Annotated in this window: 27 protein-coding genes and 1 riboswitch; of the genes, 24 read left to right on the top strand and 3 right to left on the bottom strand. The window is 41.2% G+C overall.

Features of this window, described 5'->3' with window-relative positions; all coding sequences use genetic code 11:
- The first annotated feature begins 38 nt into the window (after positions 1-38).
- The 8 genes from YYK_RS10500 (at position 39) to greA (ending at position 8,978) form a co-directional block, all read left to right on the top strand.
- On the top strand, positions 39-377 hold the full coding sequence (locus tag YYK_RS10500; RefSeq protein WP_012027639.1) for a hypothetical protein: 339 nt from the start codon (positions 39-41) through the stop codon (positions 375-377).
- Position 378: 1 nt separating this feature from the next.
- Entirely contained in the window at positions 379-687 is a 309-nt protein-coding gene (locus YYK_RS07545) for a hypothetical protein (RefSeq protein WP_012027638.1), read from the top strand.
- A 138-nt stretch (positions 688-825) separates the two neighbouring features.
- The gene (locus YYK_RS07540; protein ID WP_012775306.1) at positions 826-3,918 is read left to right on the top strand and encodes a pilus expression-regulating Snf2 family helicase; all 3,093 of its coding nucleotides are present in this window, start codon (positions 826-828) and stop codon (positions 3,916-3,918) included.
- 78 nt (positions 3,919-3,996) lie between these two features.
- Positions 3,997-4,659 (top strand): divisome accessory protein ZapJ, encoded by a 663-nt coding sequence (zapJ, locus tag YYK_RS07535; RefSeq protein WP_012027635.1) that lies wholly within the window; start codon positions 3,997-3,999, stop codon positions 4,657-4,659.
- Between the two features lies 1 nt (position 4,660).
- Positions 4,661-5,992, top strand: a complete 1,332-nt coding sequence (murC, locus tag YYK_RS07530; protein WP_012027634.1) for a UDP-N-acetylmuramate--L-alanine ligase — start codon at positions 4,661-4,663, stop codon at positions 5,990-5,992.
- Positions 5,993-6,047: 55 nt separating this feature from the next.
- Positions 6,048-6,533, top strand: coding sequence for a GNAT family N-acetyltransferase (locus YYK_RS07525; RefSeq protein ID WP_012775305.1), 486 nt, complete (start codon positions 6,048-6,050; stop codon positions 6,531-6,533).
- Positions 6,534-6,604: 71 nt separating this feature from the next.
- Positions 6,605-8,422 (top strand): endolytic transglycosylase MltG, encoded by a 1,818-nt coding sequence (mltG, locus tag YYK_RS07520; RefSeq protein ID WP_012775304.1) that lies wholly within the window; start codon positions 6,605-6,607, stop codon positions 8,420-8,422.
- 73 nt (positions 8,423-8,495) lie between these two features.
- Positions 8,496-8,978, top strand: a complete 483-nt coding sequence (gene greA, locus YYK_RS07515) for a transcription elongation factor GreA (protein WP_012027630.1) — start codon at positions 8,496-8,498, stop codon at positions 8,976-8,978.
- Between the two features lie 198 nt (positions 8,979-9,176).
- On the opposite strand, the gene yidC is transcribed toward greA, so the two are convergent.
- Together yidC and YYK_RS07505 are read right to left on the bottom strand one after the other, a co-directional pair.
- On the bottom strand, positions 9,177-10,091 hold the full coding sequence (gene yidC, locus YYK_RS07510; RefSeq protein WP_012775303.1) for a membrane protein insertase YidC: 915 nt from the start codon (positions 10,089-10,091) through the stop codon (positions 9,177-9,179).
- A 69-nt stretch (positions 10,092-10,160) separates the two neighbouring features.
- The gene (locus tag YYK_RS07505; protein WP_012775302.1) at positions 10,161-10,442 is read right to left on the bottom strand and encodes an acylphosphatase; all 282 of its coding nucleotides are present in this window, start codon (positions 10,440-10,442) and stop codon (positions 10,161-10,163) included.
- A gap of 129 nt (positions 10,443-10,571) precedes the next feature.
- On the opposite strand from YYK_RS07505, the gene YYK_RS07500 reads away from it, so the two are divergent.
- The 3 genes from YYK_RS07500 to YYK_RS07490 are packed head-to-tail and all read left to right on the top strand — an operon-like array spanning position 10,572 to position 12,564.
- Positions 10,572-11,312: a TrmH family RNA methyltransferase gene (locus YYK_RS07500; RefSeq protein WP_012027626.1), complete on the top strand. Its 741-nt coding sequence runs from the start codon at positions 10,572-10,574 to the stop codon at positions 11,310-11,312.
- 46 nt (positions 11,313-11,358) lie between these two features.
- Positions 11,359-11,841, top strand: coding sequence for an HD domain-containing protein (locus YYK_RS07495; RefSeq protein WP_012027625.1), 483 nt, complete (start codon positions 11,359-11,361; stop codon positions 11,839-11,841).
- Between the two features lie 21 nt (positions 11,842-11,862).
- The gene (locus tag YYK_RS07490; RefSeq protein ID WP_009910586.1) at positions 11,863-12,564 is read left to right on the top strand and encodes a Bax inhibitor-1/YccA family protein; all 702 of its coding nucleotides are present in this window, start codon (positions 11,863-11,865) and stop codon (positions 12,562-12,564) included.
- Positions 12,565-12,612: 48 nt separating this feature from the next.
- On the opposite strand, the gene pepC is transcribed toward YYK_RS07490, so the two are convergent.
- A complete protein-coding gene (pepC, locus tag YYK_RS07485; protein ID WP_012027624.1) occupies positions 12,613-13,944 on the bottom strand; it encodes an aminopeptidase C in 1,332 nt (443 codons plus the stop codon).
- A 133-nt stretch (positions 13,945-14,077) separates the two neighbouring features.
- Here pepC and YYK_RS07480 point away from each other — a divergent pair, with 133 nt between their 5' ends.
- The 13 genes from YYK_RS07480 (at position 14,078) to YYK_RS07415 (ending at position 23,461) form a co-directional block, all read left to right on the top strand.
- Entirely contained in the window at positions 14,078-15,325 is a 1,248-nt protein-coding gene (locus YYK_RS07480) for a diaminopimelate decarboxylase (RefSeq protein WP_012027623.1), read from the top strand.
- 99 nt (positions 15,326-15,424) lie between these two features.
- Positions 15,425-15,661 carry a YneF family protein gene (locus YYK_RS07475; protein ID WP_012027622.1) on the top strand — a complete coding sequence of 79 codons (237 nt, stop codon included), beginning with the start codon at positions 15,425-15,427 and terminating at the stop codon, positions 15,659-15,661.
- Between the two features lie 89 nt (positions 15,662-15,750).
- Positions 15,751-16,545 (top strand): glutamate racemase, encoded by a 795-nt coding sequence (racE, locus tag YYK_RS07470; RefSeq protein ID WP_012027621.1) that lies wholly within the window; start codon positions 15,751-15,753, stop codon positions 16,543-16,545.
- Positions 16,542-17,552: a nucleoside-triphosphate diphosphatase gene (locus tag YYK_RS07465; protein WP_012027620.1), complete on the top strand. Its 1,011-nt coding sequence runs from the start codon at positions 16,542-16,544 to the stop codon at positions 17,550-17,552. Before racE ends, YYK_RS07465 begins: the two co-directional genes overlap by 4 nt.
- Positions 17,525-18,052 (top strand): metallophosphoesterase, encoded by a 528-nt coding sequence (locus YYK_RS07460; RefSeq protein ID WP_012775449.1) that lies wholly within the window; start codon positions 17,525-17,527, stop codon positions 18,050-18,052. Before YYK_RS07465 ends, YYK_RS07460 begins: the two co-directional genes overlap by 28 nt.
- Positions 18,049-18,507: a cyclic-di-AMP-binding protein CbpB gene (cbpB, locus tag YYK_RS07455; protein WP_012027618.1), complete on the top strand. Its 459-nt coding sequence runs from the start codon at positions 18,049-18,051 to the stop codon at positions 18,505-18,507. The genes YYK_RS07460 and cbpB overlap by 4 nt, the downstream gene beginning before the upstream one ends.
- Positions 18,504-19,235: a site-specific tyrosine recombinase XerD gene (gene xerD, locus YYK_RS07450; RefSeq protein ID WP_012027617.1), complete on the top strand. Its 732-nt coding sequence runs from the start codon at positions 18,504-18,506 to the stop codon at positions 19,233-19,235. The genes cbpB and xerD overlap by 4 nt, the downstream gene beginning before the upstream one ends.
- Positions 19,235-19,954, top strand: a complete 720-nt coding sequence (locus tag YYK_RS07445) for a segregation/condensation protein A (protein ID WP_002942755.1) — start codon at positions 19,235-19,237, stop codon at positions 19,952-19,954. The genes xerD and YYK_RS07445 overlap by 1 nt, the downstream gene beginning before the upstream one ends.
- A complete protein-coding gene (gene scpB / locus YYK_RS07440; protein WP_002939233.1) occupies positions 19,938-20,507 on the top strand; it encodes an SMC-Scp complex subunit ScpB in 570 nt (189 codons plus the stop codon). Before YYK_RS07445 ends, scpB begins: the two co-directional genes overlap by 17 nt.
- The gene (locus tag YYK_RS07435; protein ID WP_012027615.1) at positions 20,497-21,228 is read left to right on the top strand and encodes a pseudouridine synthase; all 732 of its coding nucleotides are present in this window, start codon (positions 20,497-20,499) and stop codon (positions 21,226-21,228) included. Before scpB ends, YYK_RS07435 begins: the two co-directional genes overlap by 11 nt.
- Positions 21,228-21,467, top strand: coding sequence for a membrane protein insertion efficiency factor YidD (gene yidD, locus YYK_RS07430; protein WP_012775301.1), 240 nt, complete (start codon positions 21,228-21,230; stop codon positions 21,465-21,467). Before YYK_RS07435 ends, yidD begins: the two co-directional genes overlap by 1 nt.
- 568 nt (positions 21,468-22,035) lie before the next feature.
- Positions 22,036-22,581, top strand: coding sequence for a tRNA (cytidine(34)-2'-O)-methyltransferase (locus tag YYK_RS07420; RefSeq protein ID WP_002939238.1), 546 nt, complete (start codon positions 22,036-22,038; stop codon positions 22,579-22,581).
- A gap of 49 nt (positions 22,582-22,630) precedes the next feature.
- Positions 22,631-22,845: riboswitch (FMN riboswitch) on the top strand.
- Positions 22,846-22,903: 58 nt separating this feature from the next.
- A complete protein-coding gene (locus tag YYK_RS07415) occupies positions 22,904-23,461 on the top strand; it encodes an ECF transporter S component (protein WP_012775299.1) in 558 nt (185 codons plus the stop codon).
- Positions 23,462-23,465: the final 4 nt, after the last annotated feature.

Raw genomic sequence — 23,465 nt, 5'->3', positions numbered from 1 at the left:
ATTCGTAAATATGCTAGAATGGACTTGGAGGTGTTGGTATGGTAGCGGTTCCGATTTGGCGTTCTTTTTTGATATTGCTTTCTTTTTCATCATTTTTTCTTGTATTTTATGAAGACAGTCAGTATAAACCTTTCGGCTTTCGTTATTGGCTGGGGCTAGTGGCTTGTATCTGGCTCAATTTGGTGACTTTGGCATCCTATTTTATCGCCTTTACTGGTGGTTCAATTATGGTCTATAATCAGTATAAACAGCCATTGGTTGTGATATTCCTTTTTTGTCTATTCGTGGCTAGTATGCTAACCTTACTTTCCTTTAAGGCTATCAAGATGATGATTCGACGAACCAAATATTATCGACAGGTAAGAAAGGTAGGCTAGTATGGAATTTTTGGGTGAGTTGCTAGTTGAGTTTTTGACTGGTCTAGCAGACTTCGATGAAAAGAAACACCCTCCCTTTGGAATTCGCTATTGGCTGGGCTGGTTGGGAGTTCTGATTCATGTTTTACTCCTTGCCTTGCTTACTTGTGTGACTGTCTTCTTTTTCAAGTTTTTCTTGGTTGGAAAAGGCTTGATTAACGTAGTAGTGGCAGTTGTTTTCCTGCTATTTGCCCTATTTTGGCTTTGGAAATTCGGAAAAACAATCTTGAAAATGTGGCAAGCAACGATTTATTATTTAGCTATTCATTAGAGACACCAGTTTACCTGCTGGTGTTTTTTGATACCTATTTAAACAATTCAAATTGAAAATATGCTATAATGAAAAGATAATATTTTAGATATATTTTACAGAAGAGCTGATGATTGGTTGAAGGATAAAGGAGTTAGAATGGGTCGCATGATGCCAGGGCGGATTCGCCAAGAAGGAATTGATTTGTACGAGGCTGGAAAACTGACTGTTCTTCATAGTGAGAATGGAAAGATGGTGCTGGATATTGCTGGTGAGCGCTTTACTTACGGCGATGCAGATAGCGATTTACAGTGTAGTTGCCAGTTATTTCAAAGTAAAGGTTACTGTCAACATCTAGCTGCCACGGAGTATTTTTTAAAAAATGATGCCTCAGGCAAGGATATGAAGCAGTCTTTGAAAGAAGATGGTGAACAACATAAGGAAACCGTCCGTCGGACTTATTTTGGCGGTCTCTTTTTAGATGAAATTTTGCGGCCAGAACCTGAACTGGGGATTAAGTATCAGTTATCAGTTGAAGGGAGCTTATTGCCCTATGATCGTCAGATAGATTGGACCTTGAAAATTACCCGCTTGCCAGATACACGTTCGTACATTGTGCGGGACATCGGAGCTTTTTTGCGCATTGTGAAAGCCAACGGTCACTATCAGATAGGTAAAAATTATTATGAGCAAGTTACTTATGAAAATTTTGATGAACCAAGTCAGGCTCTCCTGGATTTTCTCTGGGCCTTGGTACCAGAGAAAGTTGGTATAGATTCGGATATTCTTACTCATTTTGGACGACATTTTCGTCTGCCACAAGCCTATTTTGAGGAGGGGTTGGAGCTGTTAAATCAGCTAGAACATTTTAACTTTTCCTATCAACAGCAGTCCTATTCCTCCTTGATGGTTCTTCCGTTGACAGGTGAGGAAGGGCTCTATCATTTTGAGGTGACCGTTCACACGCAGATGATTGAAATGGTTATTCACGAAAAAACAGTCCGACCACTTTTTCATGGGCGCTATCTCTTAGTAAATGGCACGGTTTATAGTGTCAATCGCCATCAAGAACATCTGATTTACCAAATTTCCGAACTTGTTCCAACCGAATCAGGTTTGAGAAAAGTGCAGGTAGATTTCCCTGACCAAAATCGTCTGGCTTTAAGCTTGCTGGATTTGCAGACAATTGGGACTGTTAAGGCACCTAAACGCTTCATCATTCATGATTTCAAGCCAGAATTTCATATTCAGATGGAGGCAAATGACAGTTTATCACTCCAATTGGTTTTGGATTTTGATGGACGTAAGGTAAGGAGTGAAGAGGATTTGGCTCTCCTGCCTTTTGCCAGCCATTTCCAACATTTGGAGAGGGTCTATCAGGCTATTCGTTTAGCTGGCTTTAGGGGGACATATCATGCCCAGAGAGCGGCTCTTAGTCAGCAGGAGCTCTATCCATTTTTCCAACAACAATTGCCTATATTACAAAAAATGGGGCAGGTTCATCTAGCAGAAAGGCTACAGGCTTTATATATTGAAGCCAAACCTCAATTAGAAATTGTGCGTAACGGCTCACTTTTGGATATTTCGTTTGACTTATCAGGTATTGAACAATCTGAAATCGATCAGGCGATTACAGCCTTGTTGAATCAAGAGGATCACTATACTAGCCCGAGCGGTAAGGTATTTGTTTTTGATGAGGAAACCAAGAAAATCAGTCAAACCCTAATCTATTTGCGGGCCCGTCATGGTAAGGAGGGGCAGGTACAAGTCCATGCTCTTGCCGGTTACCAATTGGCTCAATCCTTGTCACAATTCAACCAAGTCAGTTTCTCCAAGGAATTTGAGGAAATGGCAAGCTATCTAGCTCAGCCAGATTTGTTCCCGCTTCCTGCTGTGGAAGTAACAACGTCGCTTAGGGATTATCAGCAGACAGGGCTTAAGTGGTTGACTATGCTGGATACGTATGGTTTTGGCGGAATTTTAGCTGACGACATGGGGCTTGGAAAGACCTTGCAAACTATCGCCTTTCTGTCCAGTCGGATGACAAAAGATTCCAAAGTTTTAATATTGGCACCGTCTAGCTTGATTTATAACTGGTTAGATGAGTGTAAGCGGTTTGCTCCAAGTTTAGATGTGGCTGTTGTCCATGGAAACAAGGAACAGCGTGAAGAGATCATTGCCAATGATCACCAAGTCTTAGTTACCTCCTATCCATCCTTCAGACAGGATGTTGCACTCTATAGACAGGAACGCTTTGACTACCTCATTTTAGATGAGGCGCAGGTCATGAAGAATGCCCAATCTAAGATTGCACAGCTTCTGCGTGAGTTTGAGGTTGGGAATTGCTTTGCCCTCTCAGGTACGCCGATTGAAAACCATTTGACGGAACTATGGTCCATTTTCCAAATTGTCTTACCAGGTTTATTGCCAGGCAAACAAGACTTCGGTAAATTAGCAGCCAAGGACATTGCGCGGACCATTCAACCCTTCGTTCTCAGACGTCATAAGGAAGACGTTCTTCAGGAATTGCCTGATTTGATAGAGGTCAATGTACTTAATGAACTGACAGATGAACAAAAAGCTATCTACCTAGCCCAGCTTCAACAAATGCGGACTCAAATAGCTGGCGCAGATGATGCTCAAATCAATCGTAGCAAGATAGAAATCCTATCAGGAATTACTCGCTTACGTCAAATCTGCGATACTCCCAGCCTTTTCATGGAAGAGTTTAGTGGTGAGAGTGGCAAACTTAATAGTTTGAAAGAATTACTCTTGCAACTAAAAGAAGGTGAACACAGGGTCTTGATATTTTCCCAATTCAGAAATATGCTGGAAAAAATAGAAGAACAGCTGATAGAAATTGGGATGACTTCCTATACTCTGACTGGTTCAACCCCTGCTAACCAACGCCAAGAAATGACACAGGCCTTCAATGCAGGAAGTCGAGATGCCTTTCTCATTTCCTTGAAAGCAGGTGGCGTTGGCTTGAATTTGACAGGGGCAGACACAGTCATCCTAGTCGACCTTTGGTGGAATCCTGCCGTGGAAGCTCAGGCTATCAGTCGAGCTCATCGCATGGGGCAGACTGAAAAGGTTGAATGCTATCGCCTGATTACTAGAGGGACAATCGAAGAGAAGATTCAAGAATTACAAGAAAATAAAAAGAACCTTGTTAAAACAGTTCTTGATGGCAATGAAAGCCGAGCGAATTTGACGGTTGAGGATATTCGTGAGATTTTAGGGATTGAGTGATATGGAATCAGTTGACTCAGCGTAGAATTAGGAAATAAGGCCTAAGTATGGTATAATAAGGGTTCGAAAGGATGACTTATGATTAGACATGAAAAAAGATTTCCACTAGTCGCAGATGATGAGGTACTAGTTGGAGAAAATCCAATTATGAGTTTATATGATGAGAGCGACCTGATTAGCAATATCAGGGGACCTTATCAAGAAAAGGAATTTAGCTGGTCTACCGATTCACAGCGAGTTGCGTCGGCAAAACCAGTAGCACAAACGGAAGATGAGCTCCTGCCTCCTCTGTTTGAAGCTAAGCCAAGCCATTATTCTCGCAAGGAACGCCTTCAGCAACTGACTAAAACGAAGCCTTCTCCAGTGAAAACACAGGGGCAGTTGGCTCGTGAACAGGCTAGAGAAGACTTGAAGAAAAAACGATCAGCAACCTACTTAAGAGATGAAAAACCAGCACCAGCTAAAGTTGTGGTGAAACCTCCTGTCGTTTCAACAGCTGAATCTAAGGCAGGTCGGTTGACACGTTTGGCGGACAACCTACGTCAGACAGACTATATTCTCGCTGATATGCCAGCTGTCTATTCTTTGAAGAAAGAAGATAGAGAACAGGAGCAGGTTATAAAGAAAAATTCGTATGACTTTTTAAGAAAGAGTCAGGTTTACAATTATCCTGAGCGCAGACAACAACGAGATCGCCAAGTGGCACAAGAATTGAATTTGACACATATAGAAGAGGAATAACATGACAAAAACCTATCATTTTATCGGAATTAAGGGATCGGGTATGAGCGCACTTGCTCTTATGTTGCATCAAATGGGGCATAAGGTTCAAGGTAGTGATGTAGAGAAATACTACTTTACACAACGCGGGCTTGAACAAGCTGGGATTCAGATTTTACCGTTTGATGAGAAAAATATTACAGCAGATGTTGAATTGATTGCTGGTAATGCTTTTCGTCCAGATAACAATGTGGAAATCGCTTATGCTGATGCCCAGGGCTATACCTACAAACGTTACCATGAATTTTTAGGTGAATTTATGAAAGGTTTTACGAGCCTCGGTGTTGCTGGTGCCCATGGTAAGACCTCTACAACGGGATTATTGGCACATGTTATGCGCAATATCACAGATACTTCCTTCTTGATTGGTGATGGTACTGGTCGCGGTTCGGCAAATGCTCAGTATTTTGTGTTCGAATCCGATGAATACGAACGTCACTTTGCCCCATACCATCCTGAATACAGCATCATTACCAATATTGATTTTGACCATCCAGATTATTTCACTAGTCTAGAGGATGTTTTCAATGCTTTCAATGATTATGCGAAGCAAGTAAAAAATGCTCTCTTCGTTTTTGGTGAAGATGAGCAACTTCGTCGTATCACGGCAAATGCTCCAATCTACTATTATGGCTTGGAAGACAATAATGATTTTGTTGCCTATGACTTGAAGCCTTCTACAAGTGGTTCACAATTCAAAGTTCGCCATGGTGAAGAAGAGTTGGGAGAATTCCAAATTCCAACCTTTGGTAAGCATAATGTGATGAATGCAACAGCTGTTATTGCCAATCTCTATATTGCTGGATTTGATTTGCAACTGGTTGCAGAACACTTGAAGACATTTGGAGGTGTCAAACGTCGCTTTACGGAGAAAATTGTCAATGATACTGTTATCATTGATGACTTTGCTCACCATCCAACGGAAATCATTGCAACCATTGATGCGGCACGTCAGAAGTATCCTAGCAAGGAGTTGGTAGCCATCTTCCAACCACATACATTCACTCGTACCATTGCGCTTCTCGATGAGTTTGCAGATGCTTTGAATGGAGCAGATGCAGTTTACCTTGCTCAAATTTATGGATCAGCGCGTGAAACAGACAATGGTCAGGTTAAGGTAGAAGATTTGGCGGCTAAAATCAACAAAAAAGGTGGACTTGTTACAGTTGAAAACACTTCACCACTTTTAGACCATGACAATGCCGTATATGTATTTATGGGAGCTGGTGATATTCAGTCCTATGAATATTCCTTCGAAAGACTCTTGTCAAATCTTACAAATAACGTCCAATAAAAAGAAAGACGGAGGCCTATGGCCCCTGTTTTTCCGCTATATAAGGGAGAAAATTATGGAAATTCGTTTTGCTACTCCTTCGGATTTAGAACAGGTTGTTTTGATTGAAAATGCCAATTTTTCTAAAGAGGAACGGATAGCTGAGTCTGTTCTTGCTACTTATCTGAATACTTTGAGTAAAACCTGTTTAATAATGGAACACGATGAGGAAATAGCAGGATATTTATTATCCTGTCCCTCTGTTTCGCAGACTGTTACAGACGATATTTTTTACTTGACAGAGAGTGACATGCCGACAGGCGGTCACCTAGCTATTGCCAGTCTATCCGTAGCGGATGCCTATAAGGGACAGGGAGTGGGAACTCTTTTGTTGGCAGCCATAAAAGAAGTGGCTTTAGCGGGAGGATTTGAAGGAGTTTCCCTGACCTGTAAGAGGTATTTGATTAGCTACTATGAAATGAACCAGTTTGAAGATTTTGGCCCCTCCTTGTCGCAATTTGGAGGACAAAGGTGGAGTGATATGTACTGGAAAGCCTTGTAGAAAGGGAAGTTCTTGCAATTCATAAGCCTTTAAGATATAATGTATAGTAACTGTGTGAAAGGAGTAACAGCGTGACAAAGGATACGAATGAAAAAAACACGCAGTCTTCAGGCTTCCGCGATCAAATTTTACGAGATTTGGAAGAATTGAAGGTGAAACGTTTGGCGGAACAGTCAGCGGATGTTCTTGTTGATAAGCGTAATGAAGTTATCAATGAGCTCCAGCCTAGTCTTGCCGAAGAAAAAGCCCCCCATAGAGAGACTGAAATTGTAAAAGTAGAAGGTATTGCTTTCCCTGATTCATACTTGTCAGAAGAACAGCAAGAATCAGAAGTGATGACGGAAAGTATTGAAGAGCCAACATCAGAAACTTTGGCTACTCCAGAGACTTTTGTGATTGAAAAAGAAGTTGTTTCAAGTCCAGTTCCACAAGATACTGTTGAACGAAACTTGGAGAAATTAAGGAATCTTGTGGCTGCTAATACGGCAGGATTTGATGAAGTACCATCAAGCTCGTCAGTTTCTGAGCCAGTAGAGTCTGTCCTTTCAGAGAAGTCTTCTTTGGAAGATACATTTTTGGAATTTCCAACGGAAGATGTATCAGCTGTAACGGGTGATACAGAAATCATCGCACTAGAGGAAACTATTATTGCTCCAAAGACAACGGCTATTGTTCCAGAAGTAGACAAGCAGATGCAGGAAACACAACCCAGAAGAAGAACAACCCACAGAACAAGCAAGCAACGTCGTAAAAAACAAGATAATGCCGCTAAACACATTGTCTCTGTTATCATGTCGATTGTTGTAGTGGCAGTCCTAGTGACAGGTGTTACTGGCTATATGTGGGTAAAATCTAGTCTGGAACCAGTTAATGCAAAAGCTACAGAAACTATTCAGGTAGAGATTCCAGAAGGATCTTCAACTTTAGAAATTGGTAAAATTTTAGTTGACAACAAGTTGATTAAGAATGCTACTATTTTTAATTACTACTCTAAAATTAAGAGTTATAATAATTTCCAAAGTGGTTTTTATAATTTAAAACAAAATATGTCTGTGGATGACATCGCCAAAGCACTTCAAGAAAGCGGAACTCCGACAGCTCAAAAAGAAGCTGCAGGGAAGGTTTTGATTGTTGAAGGGTATACATTAACACAAATTGCTCAGGCTATTACAGACAATACTAATACAAAAGATAAGAACGATAAAACACCATTTACTGCAGAACAGTTTATGGCTACTGTGACCAACCAAGATTTTATTAATCGAATGGTTGCTACTTATCCAAAATTGTTTGCCAGCTTACCAGCTGCTGATAGTGGAGTTATTTATCAGTTGGAAGGTTACCTCTTCCCAGCGGTTTATGAATACAGCGATGAAACAACTATCGAAGAGCTCGTTGAGCAAATGATTGCCGCGATGGATAATCGTTTACAACCATATTATGAAACGATTACTGCTAAGAATTTGACTGTAAATGAAGTTCTTACCTTGGCATCTTTGGTTGAAAAAGAAGGTTCTACTGATGAAGATCGTCGAAACATTGCAAGTGTCTTCTTTAACCGCTTGAATGCAGCAATGCCTCTACAATCTAATATTGCAATCTTGTATGCTCAGGGTAAACTTGGTCAAGAAACAACTCTAGCAGAAGATGCAGCGATTGATACATCAATTGAGTCACCATACAACATTTATTGGACCCCAGGATTGATGCCTGGACCAGTGGATAGTCCAAGCCTTTCGGCTATCGAGGCAGTGATTAATGCCAACACAACAGACTATCTTTACTTTGTAGCAGATGTTACAACTGGAAATGTTTACTTTACAAATAATATTGATGAACATAACCAAAACGTTGCTAAGTATGTAAATGCACATCTTAATAATGAGTAAATTCTTAAAACAAAATTATGTGGTTTTCCACATAATTTTGTTTTCATGAAAAATAAAAGAAAAGGAAAGACAAATGGCAGAAAAAACATATCCAATGACCTTGGAAGAAAAGGAAAAATTAGAAAAAGAACTAGAGGAACTAAAGCTAGTTCGTCGACCAGAAATTGTTGAACGTATTAAAATTGCTCGTTCTTACGGAGACCTTTCAGAAAACTCTGAGTACGAAGCAGCTAAAGATGAACAGGCTTTTGTTGAAGGTCAAATCTCAACAATCGAAACAAAAATTCGCTATGCTGAAATCGTAAACAGTGATGCAGTTGCTGCGGATGAAGTAGCAATTGGTAAGACTGTGACTGTTCAAGAAGTTGGTGAGACCGAGGAAGAAGTCTATCATATCGTTGGTGCTGCAGGTGCAGATGTCTTTGCAAACAAGATTTCAAACGAAAGCCCAATTGGCCATGCTTTGATTGGTAAAAAAACAGGAGATGTTGCAACAATTGAAACACCTGCTGGTAGCTATGATGTAAAAATCTTGAAGGTTGAAAAAACGAAATAAGGTGTGGAGAGAGTCGAAAGATTCTCTCTTTTTGTATAGACAATATGTAAAGACCTCTAATTGAGTGTGGTAATTCCTGTTAGAAGTTGATTATTTTTTTATTCTAGTGTACAGGTAAATCCACGAATTCTCAACTGGGGATCTTTACATAGTGTCTATATAAGAAAACAACCATCTGAAATAGATGGTTGCGATTTTTTATCTAGAACGTTGTTTACCGGCGTTACGGTTTCTCTTCTTGTTAGATGTCTTTTCTTCAATAACTGCTGAAGCAGTTGGAGTAACGTCCTTCGTTTTACGAGGAGTTGCTGACACTGTGATATTTTTGAATTCCTCTTCCACTTGTTTACGAATACGAGGTTTCAAAATGAAGTTTGTAATAGCTTGTTGAAGAATACCGAAGAGACCACCGACAACCCAGTAGAGAGTCACTCCAGCAGGAGACCCAAATGAGAACATCATGATCATAATTGGATTCATCAGAGCCATGGTTTTCATTTGTTTTTTCTGTTCTTCATCCATGCCGACTTGCATTAAGAGCGATTGGGCATAGTATAAAATACCAGCAACGACTGTCAAAATCAGGCTAGTTGAACCTAAATTAATACCAAGGAAAGTAGCTTCTGAAATTCCTGGTGTGTGGCGAGCCGCAAAGTAGATTGCAGAGAAGAATGGCATTTGAATCAGCATCGGCAAACAACCGATTCCGCCGAGCATGCTCACACCGTATTGTTTTTGAGTTGCAAAATACTCTTGTTGCGCAGCAAGTTGCTCTTCTTGAGAGCTTGCATTTTTCATGCGCTCCTGGATTGGGCCTAAAATCGGTTTGAGATAATTCATCTTCTCAGATTGGATAGCAGCTTTCCAAGATTGGTAAATTCCCAATGGGAGGATGATGAATCGAACCAATAAGGTGACGATGATAATAGCAAGACCAAATCCTAGAGCTTGATCTTCTGCAAAAAAGCGAATCAAGTTGGACATTGGTTGTCCCAACCAATCCCAAATGGGACCTGTAGGATTTCCGCTTTTATCAGTTTGAACACAACCAGATAAGAAAAGAAGAGTTGATAAGGCCATGCCTGACAAGATGAGTAGACGTTTATTTTTCAATTTTTTTCGTTCCTTTGTTTTTTTCAGTATACTCTCTATTTTACTTTTTTTGACGGAAATATACAAGTTTTATCTATAGCTAACCTGAAAATCCTTATAGTCCTCAAAATTGGCTAGGGTGACATCTAGATAGATGACTTTGGCCATACGAGAAGGCCCTTTCCGAATTTCATGGATAAAATGGCTGAGCTTCTCAGCATTATCTGACTGAGCTAAAATGGTGACAGTCCCATCATCATTATTCCAAACTCTGCCGTAGATGTCGCCTATTTCCACAGCTAAAAATTGAACAGACCAACGAAAGCCGACTCCTTGCACACGACCAGATGCAATCATTTTTACCTTTCGCATAAGTTTCTCCTTTTGACAAGACATTTACTTTATTATATCATGGTTGGGTAAGACTGTTCAAAAATCAAGATAATTGATTTAGCCGTTGGAAAATTGAAGTTGCTGAGCAGTAAAAGAAAAGGGGCATTCATGGAGATCATTCGCTCAAAGGCCAATCATTTGGTCAAGCAGGTTAAGAAATTACAACAGAAAAAATACCGTACTTCTTCTTATTTGATTGAAGGCTGGCATTTGCTGGAGGAAGCGATGGAGGCTGGAGCCAATATTGAGCATATTTTTGTGGTGGAAGAGTATTTTGAAAAGGTTGCAGGTTTAGCCAATGTGACAGTTGTCAGTCCTGAAATTATGCAAGAATTAGCTGATTCTAAGACGCCTCAGGGGGTAGTAGCTCAACTTGCTTTGCCGAGCCAACGTTTACCTGAGACTTTGGATGGAAAATTTTTGGTTCTTGAAGATGTGCAGGACCCTGGAAATGTTGGGACAATGATTCGTACAGCTGATGCAGCTGGTTTTGATGGAGTATTTCTATCGGATAAGTCGGCTGATATTTATAATATGAAAGTGCTTCGTTCCATGCAGGGGAGTCACTTCCATTTGCCAGTTTATCGGATGCCAATTTCCTCCATTCTTACAGCTCTTAAAAGCAATCAGATACAAATATTGGCAACGACCCTCTCTAGTCAGTCGGTTGACTATAAGGAAATTACGCCACATTCTAGTTTTGCCTTGGTCATGGGAAACGAAGGTCAGGGAATTTCTGATTTAGTGGCTGATGAGGCGGATCAACTTGTTCATATCACCATGCCAGGGCAGGCGGAAAGCCTCAATGTAGCAATTGCGGCGGGTATTCTATTGTTTAGCTTTATTTAAGCCAATTGTACTATAGTGTGGTATAATATTCCAACGAGGTTAACGAATGGTTGCATATAAACAAGATAAAGAATACATGCATTACGTGGGGCACTTGATTGCCACACCCAAGGTGCAAAAATTGGGGAAAATTCCTCATCATTATCACTCCACGCGCTTGGAACATTCCATCAATGTCTCTTATACAAGTTATAAGATTGCGAAAAAATTTGGTTGGGATGCCAAGTCAACAGCTCGTGGTGGTCTATTGCATGATTTATTCTTCTATGACTGGAGAGATACCAAATTCAACAAGAGCCATGCTTGGGTTCATCCACGAATTGCTAAACGCAATGCTCAGAAACTCATTCAACTCAATAAACTAGAAGAAGACATCATTGTGAAGCATATGTTTGGTGCGACAATCGCTCCTCCTTGCTACAAGGAATCCTGGATTGTGACATGCGTGGATAAGTATTGGGCTGTGAGAGAGTGGAGTCTGCCCTTACAACACAAGTGGAAAAATCGTAAGGTCTTTCGGTTTCAATAAGATGATTTAAAGGAGAATAGTATGAATAACGATTCATTTATTATTAATCAGGTGGATAATACCGCCCTCAACCGTTTCTTCGGTAAAATTTATGGTGTGGTTGCCATGGGAATTGGTCTGTCAGCTCTAGTTTCTTTCTTGGCTGTGACCGTCTTTCAATCTTTATTGCTTAGTCTGCTGAGTGCAGGTTCCATCATCATGATGCTGATTATGATTGGTCAGATTGCCTTGGTTGTTTCTGCTTCAGCAATGGCAGCTAAAAATAGCCCAATGGCTCTACCAATGTTTCTTGCCTACTCAGTAACAAATGGTATCACCATTAGCATGATTTTGATGTTCTATACTAGTGAAACAGTTGTGCTTGCCTTTGTGTCAGCGGCTCTTATGTTTGCTATCATGGCTGTAATTGGGATGACAACGAAGAAGGATCTTTCTGGTATGGCTCAGGCATTGCGTGCAGCTCTATGGGGAATTATTATTGCAAGTGTTATTAATATCTTCCTTCGTAGCTCTGGTCTAAGCTTTATGATGTCTATCATTTCTGTTTTGGTATTCTCAGGTTTGATTGCTTATGACAACCAACGTATCCGCAATGTTTTCGAACAAACTGGTGGTAATGTTGGCCAAGGGTGGGTCGTATCCATGGCGCTTCAGCTCTATCTTGACTTCATCAACCTCTTCCTCAACCTACTCCGTATCTTTGGTGGTTTGAGTAGAGACTAATTATGACATATAAAAAAGAGGATTTACCTCTTTTTTATATGTCGTTTGTTATGCTAGAGCTCCCATTGGATCCCATGGGGCAAGGACTTGTGGTTGAGCTTGATAAGCTGCTAGTTCTTCTTGTGTGAGGAATTCTTTTCGGACAACAATCTGATAAGTGTACTCGTCCATCCAGCTATCTGATGCGACGAAGTATCCCTTGTCACCAACCTTGTCACCCCAAGAGTTTTCTACTTTCCATTTGAGAGGTTGCTCATTGTCATCTAAATCAACACCAGTTAAGACCATGGCGTGGGTCATCAAGCTTTCGGAGTAGTCTAATCTTCCAGCCTTGTCTTGATGGAAATGGATACCCAGACCTGAAGAGAAGTCGTAGGTGTTGGTTGCCATGATACCTGTTTGGCGATTGCTGCTTTGACCGACATCGGAACCAAACCAAACGGACTCACCAGCTTTGAGTTGGGCAATAGCTAGTTCTTTAAAACGGTTCATTTCTACATTGAGGTAGCGGACAGCAGGGGCACCAACGACGTTCCCCAATAATTCGACTGTATAAGATTTATTGTAGGGTTTGTCAGTTGTAGGAGCATTGATAATGGAGACATAGTCAGATAGTTTCAAACCAACGTATTTCTCGTAGAATGCCTGAGGTGTCACATTTGTATCGCGGTGATAGACATTGTCTTTATCTCTATATGCAAAATCAAAGCTACGTGGAGGGAGGCCAAGGTTGACGGCTAGGAAGTTAAAGATTTCTTGAAGCAAGTTTTCTTTTTGTGTTTGAACCTCTTCCGGAGAAGCTCCTTTTGCAAGGAGGTCTCGCAAGATTTGTGCATCTTGACGGAGCAATTTGTTAAGGTACTGATTGAGCTCACGGCTGGCACTGGATGAGATAGATTCTGGATAGACGGATTTTGGTACCACACCATATTTTTCAAATAAGGCCACAACCATATCCCATTGACCGCCATCTTGTTGAGGGGTATCCAATAAGAATTTTACCTTACGGCTACCAATTTCTTGGTCAGCTGTAGCAATGATTTGTTCGAGGAACCAGTTGGACTTTTCATATTTATCCCAAAAGAAGGTATGGGCCTGTGATAGCTCAAAATTTTCCAGTTTGAAGTCAGAGATGAGTTTATGGCGGAAGGTGTTTAATGCAGCAAACATCCAGCAACGTCCAGAAGCCTTTTGGTTTGAAACAGCGTCCTTGGTCAAGTCGATTGAAAAGACATAGTCATTGTCGATGGCGCTTTGGCGTGTTTCTAAGGATTTCAAAAGTCCGTTGTGGCTAACGGCATTTTCGGTTGCCTGTAGGCTTGGATTAGCTAGATAGTTGGCATATAAGCGTTCTGTAAAATCAAAATCTAATGTTGACATATATTACTCCTTTTTTAATGATAATCACATTATAGCGCTCATAATTTATTTTGCAAGTATTTGGTGGAGTTGAAAGCTACAGTTCCTCACATATTTGTGATATAATAGGAAAAATATTTGATGAGGTAGTGACATGACCAAGACACCATTTGTTAGTAAAGAAGTTTTAGAAAACATTACGGAGCAATTTCCGACTCCTTTTCATTTGTATGATGAAAAAGGCATTCGTGAGAAGGCCCGTGCCCTTAATGCAGCTTTTTCATGGAACAAAGGCTTTAAAGAATATTTTGCGGTCAAAGCGACACCGACACCAGCAATTTTAAAAATCTTGCAAGAAGAAGGTTGTGGAGTGGACTGTGCAACGGATGTAGAAGTGCTGATGAGTGAAAAATTGGGCTTTAAAGACATCATGTTCACATCTAATGACACCCAAGCGCAAGAGTTTGTTTATGCCAGAAAAGTTGGGGCGACCATTAACCTTGATGCCTATGAGCATATTGAGTTTTTGAAAAATGTTGCTGGTATCCCAGAAACGGTCTGCCTCCGTTACAATCCAGGTGGGGTCTTCTCGCTGGGAACGGATATTATGGACCACCCAGAAGAGTCTAAGTTTGGCATGACCAAGGACCAGCTCATGAAGGGCTACAAGGAATTAAAAGAACTAGGTGTGAAGCAGTTTGGTATTCATGCCTTTCTAGCTTCGAATACAGTAACAAATGACTACTACCCTGTCTTAGCTCGTCAACTCTTTGAATTGGCCTTGGAAATTCGTGAGGAAACAGGTGTGACCTTGGACTTCATCAACCTATCAGGTGGGATTGGAGTCAACTACCGTCCTGAGCAAGAACCAAACGACATTGCTGTCATTGGTGAGGGAGTTCGTAAGGTTTACGAGGAAATTCTCACACCAGCTGGTATGGGACATGTTAAAATCTTTACAGAATTGGGTCGCTTTATGTTGGCGCCACACGGTCACTTGATTACAAAGGTGCTCCATCGTAAGGAAACCTATCGGACTTATATTGGTGTCGATGCATCGGCAGCCAACCTCATGCGTCCTGCCTTCTATGGCGCCTACCACCATATCACCAATATCACGCGCCCAGATGCGCCAATCGAAGTGGTGGATGTGGCTGGTTCCCTTTGTGAAAACAACGACAAGTTTGCGGTCAATCGTGAATTACCACGGGTAGAAGTAGGAGACACCTTGGTCATTCATGACAGTGGGGCCCACGGCTTCTCCATGGGCTACAACTACAACGGTCGTCTGCGTTCTTCTGAAATCCTTTTGCAGGAAGATGGCACAGCGCGGATGATTCGTCGTGCTGAAACACCAGAAGACTATTTCGCAACTATTTACGGTTTTGATTTTGACAGGTAAGTCTTGGAAAAGACTAGGGAATTTGGTATAATAGGGTTATTGAAAGATTGTTAAAAACAATCAGAAGTATACTTTTTAGAAGAGTCAGGAGATTGACAGATGAACTTAGGTTTAGCTATTTTACTTATTGTATTGGCATTTGCAGGTGGTGTGGCCTTGGGTATTTACTTGTCACGCAGACAGGTAGAAAACTACATTGCTGATAAACCAATTTTGGATGAGAATGCTTTGCGTTTGATGATGAGCCAAATGGGGCAAAAACCAAGCGAGGCAAAAGTACAACAAGTACTTCGCCAAATCAAGAGCCAACAAAAAGTGGCAAGCAAGAAAAAATAATCAAACTGGGACTGGGATATTCATTCCCAGATCCCATTTTTTGAGTAGAAAAGAAAGGCTAGTCAGATTTTCTGGCTATTCTCAGTATTATGGATAATCGACCAATAGGTTTTTTAGATTCAGGTGTTGGGGGATTAACGGTTGCGCGTGAGTTAATGCGCCAACTACCCCATGAAGAAATCGTTTATATCGGAGATTCGGCACGGGCACCTTATGGACCCCGTCCAGCAGAACAAATCAGAGAATATACTTGGCAGTTGGTCAATTTCCTTTTGACAAAAAATGTAAAAATGATTGTCTTTGCCTGCAATACGGCAACAGCGGTAGTCTGGGAAGAAGTCAAGGAAAAGTTGGATATTCCTGTTTTGGGTGTTATTTTACCAGGTGCTTCGGCAGCTATTAAGGCAACGCAAACTGGTAAGGTTGGTGTCTTAGGAACGGCTATGACCATTCAATCCGATATCTATCGTGAAAAAATTCAGGCCCTTTCTCCAGAAACGCAGGTAGACAGCCTAGCCTGTCCCAAATTTGCACCACTGGTTGAGTCCAATAGCCACCAATCCAGTTTGGCCAAAAAGGTTGTTTATGAGACACTTCGACCACTTGTTGGGCAAGTAGATACCTTGGTCTTGGGATGTACCCATTATCCTCTGCTTCGCCCTATCATCCAGAATGCCATGGGCAAGGATGTCAAGTTGATTGACAGTGGGGCAGAATGTGCGCGAGATATTTCTGTTTTATTAAATTATTTTCAAATCAACCGCAGCCGTACCGAAAAGGATATTCAGCACAGATTTTACACAACAGCTAGTCCGGCAGCTTTTAAAGAAATAGCTGAAAGCTGGATGGGCATTGATATTCATGTGGAGCATGTAGAACTATGACAGACAAGATATACGAATACAGAGATGAACACAATTGGTTTATTGGAAAAGCCAGCTTTGCCAATCTATTTGGTTCATTTGGTGAAAATGGCAGAGAGCAGGAAATTTACCAGATTGGTCAATTGTTTGACAAACTAATTGCTGGTAATTATGAAGATGAGAACTTTAACCAGTGTGTCAACATTGAAGTGATCAAACTTCAGTCTGAATTTGCCCTCTTTCAATTTGCCTGTGATACTTTGAATGAGTTAAACAATCGTCAGTTCAAGGCCCTCCAACACCAAGGAGCTATTCTGGTAACTGAGAATGACAAACTTCTCTTGGTTCATCTGCCACAAGCAGGGGTTAGCACGGCAGATTTCTTCGGTCAAGACAAGGGATTGGCAAGCGTGGGAGATACCATCTTGATTGCCACAAAAAATGAAGGTAAGACTAAGGAATTCCGTAAGTTTTTTGAGCGTTTTGGCTACCAGGTCGAGAACCTCAACAACTATCCTGACCTGCCAGATGTAGCAGAAACAGGTATGACTTTTGAGGAAAATGCACGGCTCAAGGCTGAAACCATAGCAGAGCTGACAGGCAAGATGGTCTTGGCAGATGATTCTGGTTTGAAGGTTGATGCTTTAGGTGGCCTGCCAGGAGTTTGGTCTGCCCGTTTTTCAGGTCCAGATGCCACAGATGAGCTCAATAATGCCAAGCTCTTGCACGAATTGGCCATGGTATTTGAACTGAAAGATCGTTCGGCACAATTCCATTGTACTCTGGTCATGGCTGCTCCAAATCGTGATAGTTTGGTTGTCGAAGCGGACTGGGAAGGCTTTATCGGTATGGACCTCCGTGGGGAAAATGGATTTGGATATGATCCACTTTTCCTCGTAGGCGAAACAGGTAAGACCTCGGCAGAATTAACCCTAGAAGAAAAAAATAAGATTTCCCACCGTGCACAAGCACTAGAAAAATTAGTGGAGGCATTTCCAGTATGGCAGGAGCAAGCAAAACAATCCTAGTCATGAGCGACTCTCATGGGGATAGACAGATTGTAGAGGATATTAAACATCATTATCTTAGCAAGGTCGATGCCATCTTTCACAATGGTGATTCGGAGCTGGATAGTCAAGATAGTTTGTGGGACGGCATTCAAGTGGTCAATGGGAACTGCGACTATTTTGGTGGTTACCCTGACCAGCTCATTACTCAATTGGATGGTGTGACTATCGCTCAGACTCATGGTCATCTTTATGGCATTAATTACGGCTGGCAGCGGTTGGATTATTGGGCCCAGGAAGTTGATGCGGATATTTGTTTGTATGGGCATCTGCATGTGCCTGATGCCGAAGTGCGTGGCAAGACCCTCTTCCTCAATCCTGGCTCCGTTAGTCAACCTCGTGGTTTGGTCAGAGAATGTCTCTATGCTCTTGTGACCATCTATGATGATCACTTCCATGTGGATTACTACAATCGACAGCACCAACTTTACCCAGCATTGACAAAGGATATTTCAAGATGATTGCAAGAGAATTTGAAGCCTTTTTATTGGACCAGGAAGAAACTTTCTTGACACCAGCGGATAAATTGGCAGTAATTATTGATACGCATAATATTGACCATGCAAAACTGTTACTCAGTCACATGACCTATTCACGCGTACCTGTGGTAACAGAAGATGGCCGCTTTTTTGGAACCATCGGCTTGACGGAAATCATTAAATATCAAGCTGAAAATGAACTATCGGATGATGAGTTAAACAGAGATATTTCTGTGATTGTAAAGACAGATGAAGAGACGGTTGGTCTGGATTATGATTTGACAGAGGTGATGCGTAAGCTAGTAGATCAATCTTTCTTACCCGTCCTTGGGGAAAATAGAGAATTTATGGGAATCATTACACGAAAATCCATCTTAAAGGCAATCAATGCTCTCTTGCATAATTTCCCCCTAGCATCAAAAGAAGGCAAGAAATGAAGCAGGCGATTGAATCTTTTATCCAGAGCAAAAAGGTCAGTGTCAACAGCCAAAAGTCCTATACCTATGACCTGCAGCAGTTTGTGACAGTAACAAAGGGGGAGATTAGCCAACAGTCTCTTTTGGTCTATCAGCAGTCTCTTCTAGACTTGAAACCTGCTGCTCAGAAAAGAAAAATGTCAGCGGTCAATCAATTTCTCTACTTTCTTTATGAAAATAATCTCCTGGATCGTTTTTATAAATTGCAAACGACGTCAGGTCCAGCCAGCGTCAAAAAGAAACTGGAGCGTGAGGATTTAACTCTCCTCTTTCAAGAAAGTCCTTGGCTAGAAGGTCAGCTCATCGCACTTTTGATAGCATATTTAGGTTTGACGCCAAGTGAAATAGCAGAGCTGACTAGTCAGCAGGTCAATCTGGATTTTCAAGTCCTGACAGTTGAGAAGGGAGGAGCCAAGCGGGTGCTCACTCTGCCCAAGGAATTGATACCCTATATGGAGTCTCATCTGTCTGGACGCTATGTCTTCGATAAGAAGGGACAGACCTATTCTCGTCAATGGTTTTTTAATCGTCTGACAGAATTTGTCCAGTCCATCGGCAAGCCTGATTGGACAGCCCAAAAATTGCGAGAGCAGTATATTCTAAAACAGATAGACGAAGGAAAATCCTTGGACCAAATCGCCAAGCAGTTGGGACTGAAAACAAGCATGAGTTTGGAAAAATTTAGATAATGGATATAAAATTAAAAGATTTTGAAGGGCCACTTGATCTCCTGCTACACCTGGTGTCCAAGTATCAAGTAGATATTTACGAGGTTCCGATTACAGAGGTTATTGAGCAATATTTGGCCTACATTGCTACCTTGCAAGCCATGCGTTTAGAGGTAGCGGGAGAATATATGCTCATGGCTAGTCAATTGATGGTCATCAAAAGTCGTCGGTTATTGCCGAAGGTTGTTGAGCAAATTGATCCCGAAGATGATCCTGAAATGGACCTCTTGGACCAGTTGGAAGAATACCGCAAGTTCAAACTTCTCAGTGAGAAATTAGGGGAGCAACATGATGAACGGGCCAACTATTTTTCAAAACCCAAATTAGATTTGATTTATGATGATGTACAGTTAGCCAAGGATAAGACCGTCATTGACATTTTCCTAGCTTTTTCTAAAGTAATGGCTGAAAAACAGGCAAGCCTCCGTCAGTCTCATGCGACCATTGCCCGTGATGAATATAAAATCGAAGACATGATGGACTTTGTTCGCAGTCGTTTCGAGACTGGTCCACGCCTTGAACTCCGTCAGCTTTTTCAAGAAAGTCAAGATGTCAATGAAATGATTACGATCTTCCTTGCGACTTTGGAATTGGTCAAGGTTCATGAAATCGTCCTGGAGCAGACAGAGACTTTTGGAGATATTTATCTAGTAAGGAGTGAAGATGAATCGCTTAGCTGAAATCGAAGTCCTGCTCTTTGTGGCAGGTGAGGATGGCTTGACGTTACGAAATTTGGCAGAGATGTTGGAAATGCAGCCGACAGCTGTCAGCCAGCAGTTAGAGAAACTTAGTGAGAAATATATGGCAGACAAAGCCTCAGGCTTAGCCATCTTGGAGTCTTCCAATCGCTACAAGTTGGTTACTAAAAAAGAATATGCAAACCTTTTGCGAATCTATGCCAAAACACCAATCAATCAGACTATGTCACGGGCTCTTTTGGAAACCTTATCAATCGTAGCCTATAAGCAACCCATTACTCGGATTGAAGTTGATGATATTCGCGGAGTCAATTCCAGTGGTGCCATCAGTAAATTACAGGCCTTTGACCTCATTCGTGAGAACGGTAAGAAAGAGGTTCTTGGTAGACCAAATCTCTATGTGACAACGGATTATTTCCTGGATTACATGGGAATTAATAGTCTAGAAGAATTGCCTGATGTGTCTGAAATAGATTTGATTCAAGAGGAAACAGAGCTATTCGTAGAAAGAAATGAGTTAGAAAATGAGAATTAATAAATACATTGCCCATGCTGGAGTTGCCAGTCGTCGTAAGGCAGAAGAACTAATCAAACAAGGACTAGTTACTGTAAATGGTCAGGTTGTTCGTGAGCTAGGGACAGTTATCAAATCGGGTGATAAGGTAGAGGTTGAGGGACAACCAATTTATAACGAAGAGAAGGTCTACTATCTCCTCAATAAACCACGAGGTGTTATTTCTAGTGTGTCAGACGACAAGGGAAGAAAGACAGTTGTGGACTTGTTGCCAACAGTTAAGGAACGGATTTATCCAGTTGGACGTCTGGACTGGGATACATCTGGGGTCTTGATTTTGACCAATGACGGTGATTTTACAGACGAAATGATTCACCCACGTAATGAGATTGATAAGGTTTACTTGGCGCGTGTCAAAGGGGTTGCCAACAAGGAAGTTTTGCGTCCCTTGACCCGTGGTGTTGTCATTGATGGCAAAAAGACTAAGCCTGCGGTGTATGAGATTATAAAGGTGGACCCTGTTAAGAACCGCTCAGTTGTAGAATTAACAATCCATGAAGGTCGAAACCACCAGGTTAAGAAGATGTTTGAGGCTGTCGGCTTGCAGGTAGACAAGCTGTCTCGTACTCGCTTTGGTAATCTTGACTTGACCGGCCTACGTCCAGGAGAATACCGCAAGCTCAATAAGAAAGACATCAGTAAACTACATACCCTGGCCGTTACTAAGCCAGTTAAAAAATAATGACTAGACTTTTGATCGGCTTGGTCCGATTCTATCAGAAATTTATTTCTCCCCTTTTTCCGCCCTCTTGTCGCTACCGTCCAACTTGTTCGGCTTATATGATCGAGGCCTTACAAAAACATGGACTCAAAGGCTTTTTGATGGGGTTGGCTCGAATTGGTCGCTGTCATCCCTTGGTGGAAGGTGGAGAAGATCCTGTGCCGGACAGGTTTAGTTTGAAAAGAAATAAGCAGAAGTAGGGCAACCTACTTTTTGTTCTGTATAAATATAGGTTTTTAGGTTGCCTTTAGTACTCTCTCAAAAGATTTGGGAGCCTTTTAAGGCTGGAGATAGGGCGAAGCAAGTTCGCCTCAATATTAACAGTCCACTGGACTGTAAAAGCCAATCAATCACTGCGCTCAGATGTTGACACGAACTCTGAGAAGCAAGGTTGGTCTTTCTGCCCAGCCTCCATGATTTTCTATGAAAATTTGAAAAAAATGGGGCAAAACTCTTGATTTTCAGCCTTCTTTAAGCTACAATAGTATCACGATTTCATTGATTTAACTCAAACCTGTTGTGAGTTAAGTGAATGAATCATCATTCACCATGCTGTTTGCTGAGCTTGACTCCGGGCAGTGTGGCTATTTTTTTGTCTTTCTTGCCATAGGAGACAGTCGAGTCTTTTTACTCAATGAAAATCAAAAAAAGAAACTAGACAACAAGCAACAGACCGTACTGGTATACGGCAAAATGAAGCTGACAATGGTTTGGATTTGATTTTCGAAGGGTATTCGTGTTTAGTGAAATGTCACCAGAGAGGTTCTTATGAATATTGAAACATTAGAGTATATAGAAGAAACAGCCAAAAACCACATTGTCTTATTTGAACCACAGATTCCACAGAATACAGGCAATATTGCTCGAACTTGTGCTGCAACCAATAGTCCTCTCCATATCATTAAGCCTATGGGATTTCCAATTGATGACCGTAAGATGAAACGTGCAGGACTAGATTATTGGGATAAGTTAGATGTTCGCTTCTATGACAATTTAGCAGAATTCATGGATTATGCCAGCAAACAAGGACGTGTTCACTTAGTATCTAAATTTGCTGATAAAACCTATTCGGATGAAGACTATAATGATGGGAACATTCATTATTTCTTATTTGGTCGTGAAGATAAGGGCTTGCCAGAAGATTTTATGCGTGAACATCCAGAGAAGGCTATCCGTATTCCAATGAATGATGAACATGTGCGTAGTCTTAATGTCTCTAATACAGCGTGTATGATTGTATATGAGGCTCTTCGGCAGCAACAGTTCGCTGGTCTAGATTTGGTTCACACCTATGATGGGGACAAGTTAAAATAGTGAAAACTTACCAAGCTCTTGCAAATGCAAGGCTTTTTTGGTATGATGAAATAGTCTTCAGGGCAGGGTGAAATTCCCGACCGGCAGTGTAAAACGTGGTAATTTGTTTTACGACTAGGCAGCGAATCGAAGACCATACTGAATGTATGTCGAGATGAGCTAACGCAGTTTTAGAACAAAATAGACCGTTGGTAGTCTGCGAGCGAAAGCTGATGTGGTGCAATTCCACAACCGACAGTAAAGTCTGGATGGGAGAAGACGAAGTGGAGGCCTTTTGCCTGCTCTTCCACGCTTCTTCAATTTTCAAAATTGGAGGAACCTTATGACAAACACACGCAAAATGACGATTATCGCCATTCTCTCAGCAGTATCCTTTCTGCTCATGTATTTGAAATTTCCACTGATTCCAACAGCCAGTTTCCTGGAAGTGGATTTTTCTCTCGTACCGATTTTATTTGGTCTGCTTATTCTAGATATGAAGTCTAGTTTTGCTATCCTTTTGGTACGAACTTTTCTCAAACTGATTTTAAATAATCAGGGACCATCGACAATTATTGGCTTACCGATGAATATTGCAGCTATGTCAGTTTTCATTTTAGCAGTAGCTTATTTCTGGAAAAATGAACAAACGTTAAAAAATTATTTAAAAGCAGCCGCTGTTGCGACAATTGGTTCGACAGCAGTGATGCTGGCATTAAATTACGTTTATGCGGTGCCTGTTTATGCTGCTTTTGCAAATTTTGATATTAAAGAAATCTTGGGTCTGACTAACTATCTTTTTATGATGGTACTTCCTTTTAATCTTTTACAAGGGATTGTGCTTTCGGCAATATTTTATATCTGTTACAAAGCAGCCCAACCTATTTTAAAGAAAGTTTAACCTT

The sequence above is a fragment of the Streptococcus suis S735 genome, from assembly GCF_000294495.1.
Lineage (GTDB): Bacteria > Bacillota > Bacilli > Lactobacillales > Streptococcaceae > Streptococcus > Streptococcus suis.
This window is presented reverse-complemented; position numbering and strand designations above follow the sequence as displayed.

Bases quoted from the DNA above. Each gene is read 5' to 3' on its own strand.
- YYK_RS10500 (WP_012027639.1), top strand. From the start codon at position 39: ATGGTAGCGGTTCCGATTTGGCGTTCTTTTTTGATATTGCTTTCTTTT.
- YYK_RS07545 (WP_012027638.1), top strand. From the start codon at position 379: ATGGAATTTTTGGGTGAGTTGCTAGTTGAGTTTTTGACTGGTCTAGCA.
- YYK_RS07540 (WP_012775306.1), top strand. From the start codon at position 826: ATGGGTCGCATGATGCCAGGGCGGATTCGCCAAGAAGGAATTGATTTG.
- zapJ (WP_012027635.1), top strand. From the start codon at position 3,997: ATGATTAGACATGAAAAAAGATTTCCACTAGTCGCAGATGATGAGGTA.
- murC (WP_012027634.1), top strand. From the start codon at position 4,661: ATGACAAAAACCTATCATTTTATCGGAATTAAGGGATCGGGTATGAGC.
- YYK_RS07525 (WP_012775305.1), top strand. From the start codon at position 6,048: ATGGAAATTCGTTTTGCTACTCCTTCGGATTTAGAACAGGTTGTTTTG.
- greA (WP_012027630.1), top strand. From the start codon at position 8,496: ATGGCAGAAAAAACATATCCAATGACCTTGGAAGAAAAGGAAAAATTA.
- YYK_RS07505 (WP_012775302.1), bottom strand. From the start codon at position 10,442: ATGCGAAAGGTAAAAATGATTGCATCTGGTCGTGTGCAAGGAGTCGGC.
- YYK_RS07500 (WP_012027626.1), top strand. From the start codon at position 10,572: ATGGAGATCATTCGCTCAAAGGCCAATCATTTGGTCAAGCAGGTTAAG.
- YYK_RS07495 (WP_012027625.1), top strand. From the start codon at position 11,359: ATGGTTGCATATAAACAAGATAAAGAATACATGCATTACGTGGGGCAC.
- YYK_RS07490 (WP_009910586.1), top strand. From the start codon at position 11,863: ATGAATAACGATTCATTTATTATTAATCAGGTGGATAATACCGCCCTC.
- pepC (WP_012027624.1), bottom strand. From the start codon at position 13,944: ATGTCAACATTAGATTTTGATTTTACAGAACGCTTATATGCCAACTAT.
- YYK_RS07480 (WP_012027623.1), top strand. From the start codon at position 14,078: ATGACCAAGACACCATTTGTTAGTAAAGAAGTTTTAGAAAACATTACG.
- YYK_RS07475 (WP_012027622.1), top strand. From the start codon at position 15,425: ATGAACTTAGGTTTAGCTATTTTACTTATTGTATTGGCATTTGCAGGT.
- racE (WP_012027621.1), top strand. From the start codon at position 15,751: ATGGATAATCGACCAATAGGTTTTTTAGATTCAGGTGTTGGGGGATTA.
- YYK_RS07465 (WP_012027620.1), top strand. From the start codon at position 16,542: ATGACAGACAAGATATACGAATACAGAGATGAACACAATTGGTTTATT.
- YYK_RS07460 (WP_012775449.1), top strand. From the start codon at position 17,525: ATGGCAGGAGCAAGCAAAACAATCCTAGTCATGAGCGACTCTCATGGG.
- cbpB (WP_012027618.1), top strand. From the start codon at position 18,049: ATGATTGCAAGAGAATTTGAAGCCTTTTTATTGGACCAGGAAGAAACT.
- xerD (WP_012027617.1), top strand. From the start codon at position 18,504: ATGAAGCAGGCGATTGAATCTTTTATCCAGAGCAAAAAGGTCAGTGTC.
- YYK_RS07445 (WP_002942755.1), top strand. From the start codon at position 19,235: ATGGATATAAAATTAAAAGATTTTGAAGGGCCACTTGATCTCCTGCTA.
- scpB (WP_002939233.1), top strand. From the start codon at position 19,938: ATGAATCGCTTAGCTGAAATCGAAGTCCTGCTCTTTGTGGCAGGTGAG.
- YYK_RS07435 (WP_012027615.1), top strand. From the start codon at position 20,497: ATGAGAATTAATAAATACATTGCCCATGCTGGAGTTGCCAGTCGTCGT.
- yidD (WP_012775301.1), top strand. From the start codon at position 21,228: ATGACTAGACTTTTGATCGGCTTGGTCCGATTCTATCAGAAATTTATT.
- YYK_RS07420 (WP_002939238.1), top strand. From the start codon at position 22,036: ATGAATATTGAAACATTAGAGTATATAGAAGAAACAGCCAAAAACCAC.
- YYK_RS07415 (WP_012775299.1), top strand. From the start codon at position 22,904: ATGACAAACACACGCAAAATGACGATTATCGCCATTCTCTCAGCAGTA.